Origin of the sequence: Alloprevotella tannerae ATCC 51259 (assembly GCF_000159995.1) — a bacterium.
In the GTDB taxonomy this organism is placed as follows: domain Bacteria; phylum Bacteroidota; class Bacteroidia; order Bacteroidales; family Bacteroidaceae; genus Alloprevotella; species Alloprevotella tannerae.
Genome location: NZ_GG700642.1, coordinates 710,238 through 727,477, shown reverse-complemented (window position 1 = coordinate 727,477; position 17,240 = coordinate 710,238). Strand labels below are relative to the sequence as shown.

Sequence of the window (17,240 nt, the reverse complement as noted above, 5' to 3'; positions counted from 1 at the left end):
CCGTTGCGGCACTATCGTATGTTCTTGCGCCGACGCAGCCCGCAACGGCGCTCTATCGTAGCAAGAACTCATCCTATTGCACACATATATAAATAAACAAATCATAAACACAGACAAATGAGAAAGCAATTAAGCCAAAGATTCTTGCTCTTGCTGGCAGGAATCTTAGTTTCCTTCTCCGCCTTGGCACAGACCATAACGGTGAAGGGACACGTTCAAGACACTCAGGGCGTGCCGGTGGTCTTTGCTACGGTGGCGTCGACGACAACGAAGGCGTCAACCAATACAGATGACAACGGTAACTTTACCTTGCAGACGCAAAAGGGTGCTACGCTTCGTGTTTCCTATATCGGTTATAAAACCGTGACGGTTAAGGCGGAGGAAAACCTGAAAATCGTATTGGAAGAAAACAACGACTTGACCGAAGCTGTGGTAGTCGGCTACGCAAAGGTGAAGAAGTCGGACGCAACCGGCTCCGTGACCGCTCTGAAACCCGACGCGCTCACCAAAGGTTTGACAACGAGCGCGCAGGATATGTTGGTCGGTAAAGTAGCCGGCGTTAATGTGGCGTCGGAAGGCGGCCAGCCGGGTGCAGGTGCGAAGATCCGCATCCGTGGTGGCTCTTCGCTCAACGCTTCTAACGACCCGCTGATCGTTATCGACGGTTTGGCTATGGATAATGAGGGCGTACAGGGCCTCTCCAACGCCTTTGCGATGGTTAACCCGGAAGATATTGCCAGCTATACGGTGTTGAAAGATGCCAGTGCAACTGCTATCTACGGTAGCCGCGCAAGTAATGGCGTCATTATCATTACAACGAAAAAAGGTAGCAAGCAATCGGCGCCGCGCGTTACATATAATGGACACGTTTCCTTTGGTACGACGCGTAAGACCTACGACTTGCTTAATGGTGATGAGTATCGCGCTTTTGCCCGCAAAGCATATCTCGCTGCAAACCCTGCTGACCCCACGGCAGCTTTGATGCCTGCACTCGGTACAGACAACACAGATTGGCAAAAACAAATCTATCGCACGGCTTTAGGTACAGATCATAACTTGAGTATCAGTGGCGGTTTCGGTAACTTCCCTTATCGTGTCAGTTTGGGTTATACGAATGATAACGGTATCGTAAAGACTTCTAATTTTGAGCGCTTCACGGCAGCCTTAAACTTGTCGCCGAGTTTCTTTGAGGAGCACTTGCAGATCAATTTGACGGCTAAGTATATGAATGCTAAGAATCGTTATGCTGATGGTGGCGTGTTTGGCGCAGCAACCGGCATCGACCCGACGCGTCCTGTGTACTCGTCGAATCCGGATAACGTTAACTTTACGGGAGGCTATTACCAAAAGATGGATCCTACATCTGCCTACAACAATCCCGGTTGGACGGCAACGACAAATATGAATACGCCGCAGAACCCCGTGGCGCTGCTCAACTTAAAGAACGACCGTTCAAATGCTAATACGTTTATTGGTAACGCAGAGGCAGACTATAAGCTTCACTTCTTCCCGGATATTCACATCCACGCCAACCTCGGTGGTGACTATTCGGAAGGCTTGCAGAATACAACGATCTCTCCTTACTCTTTCAGCAACAACTATTATGGCTGGGATGGGTACGCGAAGTCTTATAAATACAACTTGCAAGGCAATATCTATGCACAATATATACATACGTTTGATCAGCATATGATCGACGTGATGGCCGGTGCTGAGGAACAACACTTCCATCGCCGTATATTCAGTGAGGGTAGCGGCTCTGATTGGTATGATGCAACGGGAACGAAATTAGATAAACCCAATCCCTATAACCCGGCTTATCGCAAAGAGACAATGCACATTTATCGCAACTCGCTCGTTTCTTATTTTGGCCGCTTGAACTATTCGCTTTTGGATCGTTACCTCTTGACTTTCACAATGCGTTGGGATGGCTCTTCACGTTTTGCGAAAAAACATCGTTGGGGAACGTTCCCTTCTTTGGCGTTGGGCTGGAAACTTAAGCAGGAGGATTTCTTGAAAGACGTCAGCTGGCTTGATGAATTGAAGCTCCGCCTCGGTTGGGGTATTACCGGTCAGCAGAATATCGGTTATGATTTCTACTATTTACCACGTTATGTTCAAGGTAACAGTTATGCGCAATATCCTTTCGGAGATGAATACTTTACGATCTATCGTCCGGAAGCTTATAATCCTGATTTGAAGTGGGAACGTACGACGACGTGGAACGCCGGTGTGGACTTTTCTCTCCTCAATGGACGCCTCTCTGCCGCTGTAGATTACTATTATCGCGAGACGAACGACTTGATTTCTACAGTTCAGGTGCCGGCTGGTACTAATTTTAGTAATTATGTAACGAAGAACATCGGTTCGCTCCGTAATACAGGTCTCGAATTTTCTATTGATGCGCGTCCGGTTGTTACCAACGACTTCACGTGGCAAGTAACTTACAACGCAACGTGGAATAGTAATAAGATTACTAAGCTCACGGGCGACAATACTATTATTAAAGCGGGCAACAGCATCTCGCGCGGTTTGGGTAATAAAGTACAAGCCAATATCGTCGGCCGACCTGCAAATAGCTTCTACGTTTATCAGCAAGTGTACGACAAGAACGGACGCCCCTTGGAAGGTGTCTTCGTAGACCGCAATGGCGACGGCATCATCAATGAAGATGATAAGTACGTCTACAAAAAGCCTACAGCTGACGTAACGATGGGTATGACCAACAAGTTCTTGTATAAGAATTGGGACTTCAGCTTTACGATGCGCGCTAGTTTGAATAACTACCTCTACTATGACTTCTTGAGCAATAAGGCTAACGTTACTTGGGCCGGTATCTATTCCAATGGTGCCTATTCCAATGTTACGAAAGAGGCAGTCGATCTTGGCTTCACGGGCAAGACAGATTATTATATGAGCGACTATTTCGTACGCAACGCTAGCTTCTTGCGCTTCGACAACATTACGCTTGGCTATACCTTCCGTGAGCTCTTTAAGGCCGGCAAGTATGGTGGCATCAGCGGCCGTGTTTACGCTACCGTTCAAAATCCATTTGTGATTACGAAGTACAAAGGACTTGATCCGGAAATCGATTCCGGCAACGGCGTAGATAATAATTTCTATCCTCGTCCTACAACTTATATGCTCGGCGTAAGCTTGCAGTTCTAACAAACAAAAACATACGCATTATGAAACTAAAATTCATAAACAAAATAACTTCTGCGGCTCTTCTGCTGGCGCTTTCCGTTTCGACGACGTCTTGCGTCAACGACTTGAATCAATCGATTAAAGATCCGCAAACCAATACAACGTTCAACCAAATGGGAACGTTGGCAAAGATATATGGTAATTTAATACTTACAGGTATTAAAGGTCCAGCAGGTGATGCTACAAAGGGGGAACCCGATATGGCGCAGTTTGATGAAGGAAATTCATCGCTTTATCGTCGTGTATTCGAGGCCAATGAGTTGCCTTCCGACGAGACGGTTTGGACGTGGCAGAGCGACCCGGGTATTTCAGACCTCACGAATCTTAACTGGAACTCCTCTCACGGGCTCAATAATTTGACTTATTTCCGTTTGGAGTTTAACATCACGCTTTGCAACTTCTTCCTCGACAATACAGAGGGCAAGACTGACGCAGAGACCTTGAAGCAACGCGCAGAGGTGCGTTTCCTCCGTGCACTCCATTACTATTACTTCATTGATCTCTATGGCAAGGCTCCGTTTAAAGAACACTATAACACAGATATTCCCGTTGAGAAGAGCCGCAGAGACGTCTTCGATTACATCACGGCCGAATTAAAGGCTATCAGCGATGGTTCTGCTACGGATCAACTCTCCGAGCCCGGTGCTGCAGCTTACGGTCGTGCGGATAAAGCTGCTGCGTGGATGTTATTGGCCCGCCTCTATTTGAATGCAGGCGTCTATACCGGAACACCTCAATGGCAAGCCGCAAAAGACTATTCTGATAAGGTGATCAATGAGAGCGGCTACAAGCTCAATACGCAATCGCTCAATGGTTATACGGCTTACGAGCAACTCTTTATGGGCGACAATGGAGAAAACCAACTGGCGCGTCAGGAAATCATCTTCCCGATCCGCTGCGACGGTAAAAAGACACAAAGCTATAGTGGCTCCGAATACACGATTGCTACCACGCGCGGCAATGGTACGCCCGCTTGTGGCACAACCGAAGCTTGGACGTGTAACCGCGCTCGCGAAGCTATGGTTCTTAAGTTCTTCAAGCAGCTTTCCGATGTTCCTTTGGCAACAAACGAAAACGACAATGGCGAAGCTAATGTGCGTGCTATTCGTCTCGCAGCCCGCGATGACCGTGCTATGTTCTACGGAGGTGGAGAAATGAAAGACGGCGTTTTGAAAGACGTCCGCACCACCCAGACTTCGCCTATCACCTCCTTTACGGCCGGTCTCTCCATCTTGAAATGGTCCAACGTTTACGCAACAGGCGGCCGCCCCAACGATTCAAAATTCCCCGATACGGACGTTCCACTCTTCCGCGTCGCAGAGGCTTACCTTACGCGTGCAGAGGCCAACTACCGTCTCGGCGTAGCGCCCGCTTTGGTCTTGAACGACATCAACGTGATCCGCAGTCGTGCCAACGCACAGCCGCTCACACAAGTTGACGATAAGATTCTTTGCGACGAATGGTCGCGCGAGTTCTACTTTGAAGGACGTCGCCGCAGCGATCTCGTTCGTTTTGGCTTCTTCACCTCAGGTAAATATATGTGGGATTGGAAAGGCGGCACCTACAAAGGCAATGCTGTCAACGCGCAGTATAATCTTTATCCCATTCCGTTTGAAGAGCAAGACCACATCAGTCAGAATCCCGGCTACTAAACCGCGGCAGACATTATATAAATAGCAACAACAATGAAACATATATTTTCCCTGCTGCTCGTCGCTTTGACTTTACCCTTCTTTGCTGCTTGCAGCGAAGATACGGGCAGCAATCCGCATTTACAAGATGCTGCATCTTTCGTGCTCAATGAGCCGCCCTTTGCAGCCAACAACGTGTATGACCTCAAGCACGCACAATATGTCGAACTGACGACCTCGCAGCCTGCCTATGGTTTCCCCGCGTCTACTGTTTATACCGTAGAAGTATCGCTCACGGGCGATTCTGCCAGCTTCATAGCCTTGCCTACGACGCATACCAGTGCCCGTATGAATGTGCCGGCTTCCGAATTGAATGATGCCATCCTGAAATTGGCCGGCAGTGTCACGCCAACGACAGCTTTGCCCGTCTTCATTCGTTTGCGCGCCAATATTTACGGTAACGAAAATTTGGGTAAATCTCTCTCAAATACGATTCGCCTTCCGCAAGTGTTGCCTTACGCACCGCAAGTCACGGCTACTTTGCCCGAAAAGATGTACATCACCGGAAGTTTCCCATCTGCCGACAATTGGAGCAAGTGGGTTATGCTCAATCCGGCTTACGGTAAGGCCGGCTATTTCTACGGCGTGGTTTATTTCTCTGCCAATGCAGAGTTTAAGGTTAACCCCGACAACGCTTGGGCAGGTAGAGATAAAGGCTTTGGCCAATTGACGATCGACGATCAAACGGGTTCAAACCTTGTATCCGCCGATGCCGCTAACGAAGGTGCCAATATCAAGGTCTCCAACGCAGGTTGGTACACGGTTGTCGTAGAAACCGCTGTCAATGGCAATAAAGTAGACTACACACTCCATTTCCTTCCCGCAGAAGTCTACCTCTTCGGAGCTACCAACGGAGGTACGTGGGAGTGGAACAACAACTTCCGCTTCACTGTTCCGGCTACGGAAAATGGCGACTTCGTTTCGCCGGCCCTCAGCGCAGCGGGCGAAGTCCGCATCGCGATCAAGACGACGATCGACTGGTGGCGCACCGAACTTACCTTGCTCGATGGTAAGACGATCTTCTATCGCGACGTCGATCTCCCCGATGGCTGGAATAAAGATAAGGGAGCCGCTTACTCAATTCAAGGTAAGGTAGGCCAGCAGATTCATCTCAACTTCACAACGGGTGAAGGCAGCGTGGCCAATTAATAAACTCAGCCGCGAAGGCGGCGGTTGCCAACTTTTTGTGCGCTTCCGCCTTCGTCGCTTACATAAAACAACACAAGATGAAGCATATATTTTTGATGGTAGGTTTGCTCTTGTCGGCCGGAATCTTCTCTGCTTGCAACGAAGACTTCAAAGACTGGGCTCAACCGCAATCCAACGCGCAGCAAGGTGCCATTGCTGCCGTCACAGCTCAATTGGGCAACGGCACAGATAAGGATATCGTCAAGGACCAAGCCGGCGATACGCTCAACGTGGCGGTATATCTCGGCGCCAGCGATCAAGCTTTGACCGACGTAGTTTTTGAAAAGCTCATCGTCAACGGCACTTACGAAGTTCCCTTCTTCTCCAAGGAGAAGAATATCTACGTGACCAAGGCCGCCCTCGACTCTGTTGCTCAGGTAGCCTTTAATAGCAAGGCTTCCGTTCAGCGTACACTCACTATGCGTATGAATGCTGCCGCTAAGGATAAAGTGGGGCAGGCGCTTGTCGTACAAACCAACGACATCCAAGTCAATTACACGCCAGCAGCCACACCGGCGCGCGAGGCCAACTATTACCTGCTTGGCGACTTCAACAATTGGAAGTATAACCAAGCTGTAAAGATGGACGACAAGGGCAATGGCATCTACGAAGCTACGATTACCGTCACCGCCGACAATTGTTACTGGCGCATCTTCGGGCAGAAAGCTGTCGACGAACAGGATAGCGATCAGTCGCTCGGCTGTGCGACCAATGGTAGCACGGCTACAGAAGACTTTGTCGTATGGAACAACCCGCAGACGATGCTTTTGGAGAAAACCGGCAAGTATGTGATTACTTTCGACGCAGTCAACTTCCGCTATACCGTGAAAGGTTTGATCTCCGAATTGTATATGACCGGCAGTCATTATAATTGGGGCGCAGCTCCTTCCGATTGGTCCAAGCTCGTCCCCGTCAACGGTCAGAGCGACGAATATTGGAAGATCATCTACGCCGATGCAGGCGAGCAGATCAAGTTTGCGCCGCAAGCAGGTTGGGGTAATGATTTCGCCGGCGTTGTAGCAGGCGACAATGCGGCTTCCGGAGTTCACGTTGATGGAGGCAACCTCAAGTTTGGTGCAGCCGGCTGGTATTTGATCTACGTCAATGCCGACACCAAGGCTGTGGAAGTCTTCCGCCCCGAGGTTTACCTCATCGGCAACACGGTAGGCGGCTGGACAGGCGCTCTCCCGGCCAACCGTTTCACCATTCCGGCGACTCGCACGGGTGAATTTGTTTCTCCCGCGCTCACTGCCGCAGGCGAAGTGCGCATCCACGTGCAGCCTAAGTCTACGATCGACTGGTGGAAGATGGAGTTCATCATCCTTGGCGGTAAGATTGAATATCGCGGAACGGGCGGCGACCAAACGCGAGTTTCTGCAAATGCCGGCGAGCGTGTGTACCTGAATTTCTCTGACAATACAGGTCGCATACAATAATATAATTTACGCAGGCATCACGAATGTGGCAGTCGCTCCGTCTTATCGGAAGCCCTTTAGGGCCGACTGCGCATTCGTGATTGTTTATTTTGTATAGATATGAAACGTATATTTTCTTCCGTCCTCGCCCTTTTTCTTGGCGCAGGCGCCTTATATGCCCAAGTGCCCCGCCATTCGCAGGACATTATGTTGCAGGGCTTTTATTGGAATTCGCAAAGTCTCACGGGCTGGACGCAATTGCTGCCCGAGGTGAGCGATATTAGCAAAAGTTTCACAATGATTTGGTTGCCGCCCTCTGCTACCGGCGAAGGCGACAACAAGACCGGCGGCCTCAATGTCGGCTACCATCCGCAGCAGTGGAGCAATCAGCAATCTTGCTGGGGAAGTCCGGACGACCTGAAACGGCTGACGGCTGCTTTCCGCCAAGCCGGCGTCCACGTTATCGCAGACATCGTCATCAATCATCGAGCCGGTTTCACGGGGTGGGGCGATTTTTCCGAGGACAACTTTGGTGCTTTCGGCCGCTTCCAACTCACGGCTGAGCATATCTGCAATACGGACGAGATGAACACCGATCCCAATGCGGGCGATTGGCGTGGCAAGGCTACGGGTGCAGCTGATACGGGCGAAAACTGGGGTGGCGCGCGCGATCTCGACCACGCGAACCCCTATGTTCGGCAAGACGTAGAGGCCTACCTCAGATGGCTCAAGGCCGACTTTGGCTACGATTCGTGGCGCTACGATTTCGTCAAGGGCTTTGCAGGCAGCTTTGTCGGCAACTATAATACGGCTTCGCAGCCCTATCTCTCCGTAGGCGAGTATTGGGATGGCTCTTACGACAAATGTAAAGCCTGGATCGAGGCTACGGGTTACAACTCGACGGCCTTTGATTTCCCTATGAAGTATGATGCCCTCAACAACGGACTCGCAAAAGCCGATTTCAGCAAGATGACTTGGCAGGAGGACGGTAAGACCTGGCGCCCCGCCGGCTTGATTCATCACAAGTCTACCCGAGCTTACGCGGTTACGTTCGTAGATAATCATGATACGGATCGCGATGACAACCGCTTTACGGGAAATGTGGCGCAGGCCTACGCGTTTCTCTTTTCCTCGCCCGGCATTCCGTGCGTCTTCTGGAAGCATTGGACGCAGTATGGCAAAGCTATCCGCTCCCAGATTGCAGCCCGCCACGCGGCCGGCTTGACGAATGAGAGCGATGTCGAAGTGACGGTTCACGATCGTTACTATGAGGCTCACGCGCAAGGCGATAAGGGTACGCTGATCTGCCGCATCGGCGAGCAAGCCCCGACGAGCGTCCCCGAGGGCTATCAATTGGTTGCTTCCGGCAAGGGATGGGCTTATTATCTCAGTGATAATGTAGCCTCCGTTCCTACCATTTCCGGCGCACCGCTGATTAAGGTTAGCGGCCGTTCGGTTTCTATTGCAGCAGCAAGCCCCGTGGCGGTGAGCATCTCGCACCTTTCGGGCCAAAAACTCGTAAATACGACGACTAATGCTTATACGACGACGCTTCCGAGCGGCACTTACGTCATCCAAGCGGGTGATACGGTGCAGAAGATCTGTCTTTGAATAAATGATGAGCTACTTTTGAGCGGACGGAGATGTGATATCTTCGCCCGCTCCTTTTGTTTTGTACCTTGTCTGTGTCCATTTGTTTATTGTTTGCTGCCGGCAAACTATCGTTTGGTGGCAGCAAATTATGGTTTGGTGGGAGCAAACGATAGTTTGCCGGCAGCAAACAATTCGACTATGCGCCATTGCGTGCGCCAAACGACTCCTGAAAATCGGCGAAAAGGGCTCTTCTGCTTGAAAAGTCTGCTTCCGGAAGTCCATACGTGCTTATCTTGTCGAATTTTACTATGGTTTAGCTAAATTTATAGACTGTCGTCGAGTGAGTGTAAAAAATTGTATGCACCTTTGTTGGCAAGAATAAAACCATTATCAAAATGAAGAGGTACCTATTACTATGCGTTGGGCTATTTATCGTGCTTTGCGCAGCTGCACAATCGTACGAAAAATTGTGGAGCAAATACGAGGATGCTTTTGACGATGATAAGCCTAAAACAGCCTTATCCATTTTACAAACTATCGGGCGCAAAGCTGCAAATGAAAAGAACGACGGGCAGCTCATCCGCTCCATGATCTTCACGCTACAAGTGCAAGAAGAAATCTCGCCCGACTCCCTGCTGCCGGAAGTGGCGCGCTTGGAGGCGGTGATGAAGAAAACGAAAAATCCTACGTCGCTCGTCATCTTGCAGGCGCTTTTGGGGCGCTTATATTCGATGCACGACTACGATACGCTTCACTACAAGCGCGGCGTAGCGCTCCTTAGAAAGGCGATGCAAGATCCGGCGCTACTCGCACGGGCCACGACGAAGGATTATCAAGCGTTGTTTGATATAGAAGAGGGCAGTAAGTATTATAATCACGACTTGCTCAGCGTCTTTATGGCCGACGGAGCCTGGAAGCAGGCTTATCGCTCTACGGCGGCCAGAGCTAATCTGCGCCATCAGGTGATTCGTTATTATCGGCAGCAAGGTAATCGAAACGCAGCCCTGCTCGCTACGCTCGATAGTATAAAGGCGGCGCCTTATCCCAACGATAATGTGCTTAGAAGCGCCCGCTATGCAACGCTGATGCGGGTGAAGGAGGAATTTCGCGATTTGCCCTTGAACGTACTTACGTACATCGCCATCATCAATGCGCCCACCACAGATGAATATGAGAGAGACTTGACACCGCTCATCAATTTGGCGAAGGAGGGCTTGACGCGATATGGAAAAAGTGAGCTTTCAGGAGAATTAAGCAACTTCTTGATTCGTAAAAATCGCGCTGAAGTGAGGTTTAGCACGAATAAAGGCGTCTATTATCCGGGAGAGGAAATTCGCCTAAATGTACTTTCACGCAATTTGAAGCAAGCGGAAGTAAAAGTGTATCGCACGAACTTGACGACAGATCAGTTGTTTTCAAACAGAGGACGGGATGACCTTCTTAAAATAGCGAAGACCGGGCAACTCTTGCAGACGCTTAACAAGCCGTTGAAGCACGATGTGGCTTATACTTGGTATAAAGATTCGCTCTTCTTTAAGCTCGACGAACCGGGGATTTACTTGTTGCAATTAGATGATGACATTACGCCGCTGTATGTGTCGCGTGTGGCTTCGATTTGCCTTAGTGCAGCCAATGGGAAGGCCGGCGTCATCGCGATAGATAGAAAGACGGGCGCACCGTTACGAGGCGGGACGCTCAAAACGTATAGTTGGAATAGAGATAATGATACTTACAAACTCGCGACTACGGCTAAGCCGGATCAAACGGGCTACTTCTTTGAGCTACCTCGACGCGAATATGGCAATTATTCTTATTTGACGGTAGGTAATGACGCCTTTTCACCCGATTTAGACTACTCTAGTGGGTATTTTTCCAGGACATCGAAACTAAGAAAACAGTATGAAGTGCGCGTCTATACGGACCGCGGCATTTATAGACCGGGCCAAAAGGTGCAGTTTGGCCTTACGGTTTATACGCAAAATGGAGATTCGATCGGCGTAGAGGCAGGTTTGCCTTTCCTTTTCAAGTTGTATGATGCCAATGGTCGGATGGTCGATTCGCTACGTTTGAAGTCGGACGAGCTGGGTGCGGCGGGAGGAACTTTTACCTTGCCGGAAGTGTGCCTGCCCGGAACTTTCTCGATCCAAGCTGTGTACAACAAATGGCGAGGCAGCACTTCTTTCAACGTAGAAGAGTATAAACGCCCTACTTTCCAAGTGCAACTGGACACGCCAAAGGATGCTTATCAGATTGGAGACGAGGTTAAGTTCACCGGAAAGGCAACTACGTATTCCGGTGTGCCGCTTCGGAAATCGAAAGTCAATTATACGGTCGCGCTGAATGGGTACTATTCGGATCAGCAAAAGACTACGGAAGGCACAACCGAGACGGACGACGAGGGAAACTTCTCCATCGCCGTCAAACTCCTGCCGCCGCCGCACAAGAATGCGGACGAAGAGGACGATGATGATATTGCCTATCTGGAGGATGAGGATTGCGTGGTCGATTCCGCAGCTTCGGTCGACGAGGACGTGTTTATGTCTGACGAATATGGGCTTGATGATGATGCGGACGAGGTTCAGGAAGCCCCAATCAATTCGCTGGCGATGTCGACCTTGACTGTGTCGGTCTCAGCTTCGATTGTGGCGCCCGATGGTGAGACGCGCTCGGATCAAACTTATATTATGGCCGGTACAAGGCGCTACCGGACGGAAGTAAGTTGGCCTTCTATCATCTGCAAAGAGCGACTGCCGGAGATAAGAGTGCATCGTTTGGGCTACGGAAACAAGATTTCGCTCGCCTCAGGCCGATATGTCGTGCGCTTAGACGATGGATCGAAGATCGGCGGCAAGATTGTGGCGCAGGATACTTTATACACGGAGAAGACATTCAAACCTGCCGCGCTCGCCGGCTTGAAATCCGGAAAATATATTGTGGAGACGTTTGTCGAGGGTGCGGATACGATTTACAAACACTTGCTTTTGTTCTCCACCAACGATAAAAAGTCGCCTTCAAATGAGATGCTGTGGGCCTACAACGCCACTCCCGGCGACAAATCTCGCGTTGATCTTTACGTAGGAACGGGTGTGCGCAACACTACGCTTTATTGCCTGACCTCCACGCCTGATACCATCATCGAAAAGCGCTACCTCGCGCTCGATAGTTCCATTGTTCACCTCCCCTTTGCCTATAAAGATGCTTACGGAGATGGAGCTACGTTCACGGTAATCTTGTATAGCGACGGCGAAGTCGAGTCGGAACATTTTAAAGTCGAACGCCCGCAGCCCGACAAGCGCCTTTTGATGCGCTGGAGTAGCTTCCGCGACCGCCTAAAGCCGGGACAAAAAGAAGAATGGCGTCTTCGCGTGACGCGTCCTGACGGCCGGCCGGTGCCGAGTTCTGTTTTGGCGACGCTTTACGACGCTTCGCTCGACGATATTTCCTATTTTAATCTTTCCAAGTCTGTCTATTTTGACCGCAGAAGCTCATATGCGAGTATTTTTAGGCCTCGTAACAACATCAGTTCCTTATCTTGGAGCGCCGATATCAACTTAAAAAACGAGGAGAGTTTGAGTTTCTCCGACTGGGAAAACGATTTAATCAACGCATTAGAAGAAGTTGATTTGTACAGAGACGATTCTTATGAGCCTTACTACAATCCGAGGCGTCGAATGATGGTCAAAAGTTCGCGAAAGTCGGAAAATTCAGAGCTTTCTCTTAAGGCTTCGCCAATGTCTCTCGAGGATTCTGTGGATTTAGAGTCGTCTGAAGAATCATCAATGATGTCAAAAGAAGTTGCTGTTTGCGGTTTTTCGGTTGCAAAGGCAAGCTCCAAGAAAGAAAACTCCGCAGCAAAGCCCACCAATAGTGTGAGAAAGAATTTCAATGAAACAGCTTTCTTCCACCCGGCTTTGCGCACCGACGCCAAGGGTGAAGTTTCGTTGAGCTTCACCTTGCCCGAGAGTCTCACGCGCTGGCGTTTCCTCTCCTTAGCTCACGATGCGGAGATGGACAACGGGCGTATGGATACGACCATCGTAGCCGTGAAAGACTTTATGCTGCAATCCAACCTCCCGCGCTTTGTTCGTCAAGGCGACCACGCCGTGCTGAGTGCTACGCTTCGCAATCTGCTTCCGCAGCATGCAGAAGGTGTCGTGCGATGCACATTAACCGACGCCCGCAGTGGTGAAATCGTTCGACAATATGAAGTTATGTTCGACTTTGAAAAGGAAATGACGATCACTTTCCCTTACGACGTGACGACCAAAGCTCCCGTACTGACCGTTCGGATGGAAGCTATCGGCGCGAAGTTTAGCGACGGCGAGCAGCAATACCTCCCCGTGCTCAGCGATCGCGAAGAAGTGACGCGCACCTTGCCTTTCTCAATGACGAAAGCCGGTACGATGACGCTGGCCATCGATTCGCTGTGGAGCAAATCTCCCCAAGCGGCCGACAAGCGCCTGACGGTTGAAATCAGTTCCAATCCCACGTGGTACGCAGCTTCCGCTCTGCCGGCGCTCTTCGATAATACGGGCGAGACGGCTTATCAGCAGGCGATGCGCTACTATGCCGTGTCGCTCGCCACGTACATTGCCGACAGCCACCCCGAAATGCAGCAACTGACGAAGCCCGAAGCGCAGACCAACGATTGGGCCGCCGTCCTGCAGCGCAATCCCGAACTCAAGCAAGTTTTGATCGCCGAGACTCCGTGGGTGAATGCGGCCGAACAAGAGGCTACCCACGCCGCTGCAATGGCACTCCTCTTCAATCCCGACGCGATCGATGCACGCAAGATGAGTGCTATCGACAAACTCGAAGCGCTGCGCTTGCCCGATGGTGGATGGGGCTGGTATGGCGCTAAGGTTAGCGACGTCTACGAAACGACTAACATCCTCTACCTCTTGATGCGCGCCAAGGTGATGACGGGTAGCGATGAGGCCGACCAAATGTTAGAAGAGGGCTTCAACTTCTTGGCGGAGAAAGTCGACACGGCGCTCCACCCGAAGTCGGCGCCGCTCACCAAGGCCTGGCTGCAAAATTATGCCAACGAGACGACCACGCTGCGCTACTTGTATCTGGCTCACAAACTCGGCATCAAGCCGGAGGCCAACGAGAAAAAATTGCTCAAGGCTTTGAAAGCTACTTACAAAGGTTCGATGTATCAGAAAGCACTCAAAATATTGGTGATGGCTTTGTACGAGAATAAGAAAGTCGTAGCTCGCGATTTGGAGAGCTTGATTCAGCATACGGTTGAGCAGCCCTCATTGGGGCGCTATTTCGATACAGATCGCGCGAGTGATAGTTGGTTTATGTATAAGATACCTACACAAACGGCAGCTATCGAGGCGCTGGATATGACCCGCCCCGCAACGAGCGACACGCTGCAGGCTATGCGCCTTTGGTTGCTCCAATCTAAGCGTGCCCAACTCTGGCCCAACTCCCGCGCCACGGTGGATGCGCTCTACGCCCTCTTGCGTCCGAACAGCGAGAGTCAGACGGTTCAGGGCTTCAAGCCCAATCCGCTCTATTTCACGCTGAAGCGCGGCGAGGAAGTGCTGGAAGTAAATGCGAAGAGTCAGCAAATGGGGCAGGAGACCGTAGGCTACGATCGCCAGAGTTTTACGGACGAAAAGCAACTGGCTGCCGATCATATCGTGCTCCGCAAGAATGGCGAGGGCCTCGCCTGGGGTAGCGTCTATGTGCAGTATACTTTACCGCTCGATGAGGTTCGCTCGGCGAGCAACGGACTTTCCATCACGCGCCGTTGGGAAATTAAAAAGGGCGAAGCGTGGCAGCCACTTGCCGACGGTAGTACGGTCGACGCGGGCGCAACGCTGCGTCAGGTCATCACCATCAGTGCTGACCGCGACTTAGATTTCGTCTCCGTGAAAGCATCTCGCCCCGCCGGTCTCGAACCTCTGACCGCCTTGAGTGGGTACGACTGGGAGAGCGGCGCATATCACGCCGTGCGCGACGCGAGCGACGAGTACTTCTATCGCAAATTCCCGAAAGGCAAGTTAACCTTCACGGTCGAAGGTCGCGCTATGCGCATCGGCACCTTCCGCTCCGGCCTCATTCGTGCCCAGAGCCAATATGCTCCGGAGTATAATGCCTTCGCGCCGAGCTTTACGCTGACCGTCAAGTAAGCCCTTTTTATAGCTGATGACCACCCGTCGCTTTCCGGCGGCCCGCGTAGATTCATCAAGCACCCTACAGATTGCAGCAATGTGAGGAAATCTGCCTCGCATTGCTGCTTTTTAGTGCCAACCGCCGCTATTGTCGCAGCCGAAGTATAGACGCCCCAAGCGGCCGCCCTCTTTGTGGGTTCTGATCTTTGATTCTCAAACAGATGCGCGTCTGTTTCTTGTTGTTTTGTCTCCCCTTTCTTATTGTTTGCTCCCACCAAACTATCGTTTGCTGCCGCCAAACTATTGTTTGCTCCGACCAAACCATCGTTTGCTGCCACCAAACGATCGCCCGGTCGATTGAAATTTTCCGCCGGTGCGACGCTTTGATATAGCAAGTCCGCCCTTTGTGCTTCGTTTGATGGTTATGATAGGGCCATTTGTGGCCTGCCTGCACGGGGAAGCACACTTGAAGTTCTTTTCGCTTGTCGGCCGTTTTTGAAATAAGGAAGGCGTGATCGTAAGTCTAAATGAAGGGCTAAAACTTTCCAATTCTTTCCAATCTTGCAAACATTGGAAAGAATTAGTAACTTTGCAGCAGTAAATAAAAGTTCTGTTATGAGTGCCATAGAATCTCCCCCGAAGATTAAACAAGAGGATCTGCTGAAGGCCGTTTTGAACCAATCGGACCAGACTTTGGCTGTGCTGATAGAAGAACTTAACGAAACGTATGCCTATTGGGATGTTGTGAAATACAAACAGCTCCCTGAGGGCTATACCCCCAAACAGTTGTGGACTGCTCTTAAAGCCTCGCGCATCGGCAATGGGATTAACGTTTGGCCAAAATATGACATTCGCCTCCATATCACGAATGCTATGCAGCGCATGTGCCACTCGTTTGATATGAATTTTGGCGGTTCTTGGGGCGCAGATGAGCTTTTGCCGGCTGAAGATAAAGAGCGCTATCTCGTAAGTTCGTTGATGGAGGAAGCAATCTTTTCCAGTCAGATGGAGGGAGCGGTCACTACGCGCCGTGTAGCCAAAGATATGCTTCGAAAAGCGATAAGTCCGAAAGATAAATCGCAACAAATGATCGTCAACAACTACCGGACGATTCAGTATGTCGTAGAAAATCAAAAAATGCCGCTTACGCCTGAGCGCTTACTGCACATTCATCAATTGATGACCGAACATACGCTGGACGATCCGCAAGCAGCGGGGCGCTTTCGTACGAACGATGAGGTCGTAGTTGTAGACGGCATTACGCACGACATAGTGCATCGCCCGCCATCTCACACCGAAATCCCTTCGTTTGTCGAAGATCTGTGCCAATTTTTCAACGATGAAAAGCCGAAAGTCTTTATTCATCCGATCATTCGTGGGATTATTATCCATTTTATGTTGGCCTATATGCACCCCTTTGTCGATGGTAATGGACGGACGGCGCGTGCTTTGTTCTATTGGTTCTTGTTGAAGCAGGGCTATTGGCTGACAGAGTTTCTTTCTATCTCGCGGGTGATCGCCAAATCTAAGAAGACTTATGAGAAATCTTTTCTCTACACAGAAGCAGACGACAATGATATAGGCTATTTTGTAGCTTATAATCTGCGCGTATTGGACTTATCGTTTAAGCAATTGCAAAGCTACTTACTCAAGAAACAGAAAGAGAAGCGAGCAGCCAATGCTTTCTTGCAGTCGGCCGGGATAAACGAGCGCCAAGCACAGCTTATCCAATTATTTATCGATAACCCGAAAGAGATCATTACGGTCAAGTATGTCCAAAGTAAGTTTCTCGTCAGTCCCACAACGGCGAAGAACGATATTATAGGTTTGGTCGAGCGCCAACTGCTGTGCGAGTTCGCTTTTAATAAGGTGAAGAAAGGCTATAGACGGAGCGAACATTTTGAAGATGCGTTGCGGACCTTGCAAGGATGATTCTTTCCAATCTTTACAACATTGGAAAGAATTAGAAAGCGAGTAAAGGTGCGTGATAGTACCATTGCTCGCTTCTGTATATTGGT

7 protein-coding genes are annotated in these 17,240 nt (G+C 50.3%); all 7 read left to right on the top strand.

The features are described 5' to 3' along the window. Positions 1-117 precede the first annotated feature (117 nt). A complete protein-coding gene (locus GCWU000325_RS03010; RefSeq protein ID WP_006254586.1) occupies positions 118-3,168 on the top strand; it encodes a SusC/RagA family TonB-linked outer membrane protein in 3,051 nt (1,016 codons plus the stop codon). 20 nt (positions 3,169-3,188) lie between these two features. Then, complete coding sequence (locus tag GCWU000325_RS03005; protein ID WP_006254585.1) at positions 3,189-4,859, top strand: RagB/SusD family nutrient uptake outer membrane protein; 1,671 nt, start codon at positions 3,189-3,191, stop codon at positions 4,857-4,859. 33 nt (positions 4,860-4,892) lie between these two features. Continuing rightward, positions 4,893-6,047 (top strand): SusF/SusE family outer membrane protein, encoded by a 1,155-nt coding sequence (locus GCWU000325_RS03000; RefSeq protein ID WP_006254584.1) that lies wholly within the window; start codon positions 4,893-4,895, stop codon positions 6,045-6,047. Positions 6,048-6,124: 77 nt separating this feature from the next. Continuing rightward, a complete protein-coding gene (locus tag GCWU000325_RS02995; RefSeq protein WP_006254583.1) occupies positions 6,125-7,522 on the top strand; it encodes an Outer membrane protein SusF domain-containing protein in 1,398 nt (465 codons plus the stop codon). Positions 7,523-7,621: 99 nt separating this feature from the next. Further along, the gene (locus GCWU000325_RS02990) at positions 7,622-9,112 is read left to right on the top strand and encodes an alpha-amylase family glycosyl hydrolase (protein WP_006254582.1); all 1,491 of its coding nucleotides are present in this window, start codon (positions 7,622-7,624) and stop codon (positions 9,110-9,112) included. A 377-nt stretch (positions 9,113-9,489) separates the two neighbouring features. Beyond that, on the top strand, positions 9,490-15,240 hold the full coding sequence (locus tag GCWU000325_RS02985; protein ID WP_006254580.1) for an alpha-2-macroglobulin family protein: 5,751 nt from the start codon (positions 9,490-9,492) through the stop codon (positions 15,238-15,240). A 597-nt stretch (positions 15,241-15,837) separates the two neighbouring features. Beyond that, complete coding sequence (locus GCWU000325_RS02980) at positions 15,838-17,154, top strand: Fic family protein (RefSeq protein ID WP_006254578.1); 1,317 nt, start codon at positions 15,838-15,840, stop codon at positions 17,152-17,154. Positions 17,155-17,240 lie beyond the last annotated feature (86 nt).

What these genes read in the sequence shown, in the direction of transcription:
- GCWU000325_RS02995 (WP_006254583.1), top strand. Translation starts at nt 6,125, where the DNA reads ATGAAGCATATATTTTTGATGGTAGGTTTGCTCTTGTCGGCCGGAATC.
- GCWU000325_RS03000 (WP_006254584.1), top strand. Translation starts at nt 4,893, where the DNA reads ATGAAACATATATTTTCCCTGCTGCTCGTCGCTTTGACTTTACCCTTC.
- GCWU000325_RS02985 (WP_006254580.1), top strand. Translation starts at nt 9,490, where the DNA reads ATGAAGAGGTACCTATTACTATGCGTTGGGCTATTTATCGTGCTTTGC.
- GCWU000325_RS03010 (WP_006254586.1), top strand. Translation starts at nt 118, where the DNA reads ATGAGAAAGCAATTAAGCCAAAGATTCTTGCTCTTGCTGGCAGGAATC.
- GCWU000325_RS02980 (WP_006254578.1), top strand. Translation starts at nt 15,838, where the DNA reads ATGAGTGCCATAGAATCTCCCCCGAAGATTAAACAAGAGGATCTGCTG.
- GCWU000325_RS03005 (WP_006254585.1), top strand. Translation starts at nt 3,189, where the DNA reads ATGAAACTAAAATTCATAAACAAAATAACTTCTGCGGCTCTTCTGCTG.
- GCWU000325_RS02990 (WP_006254582.1), top strand. Translation starts at nt 7,622, where the DNA reads ATGAAACGTATATTTTCTTCCGTCCTCGCCCTTTTTCTTGGCGCAGGC.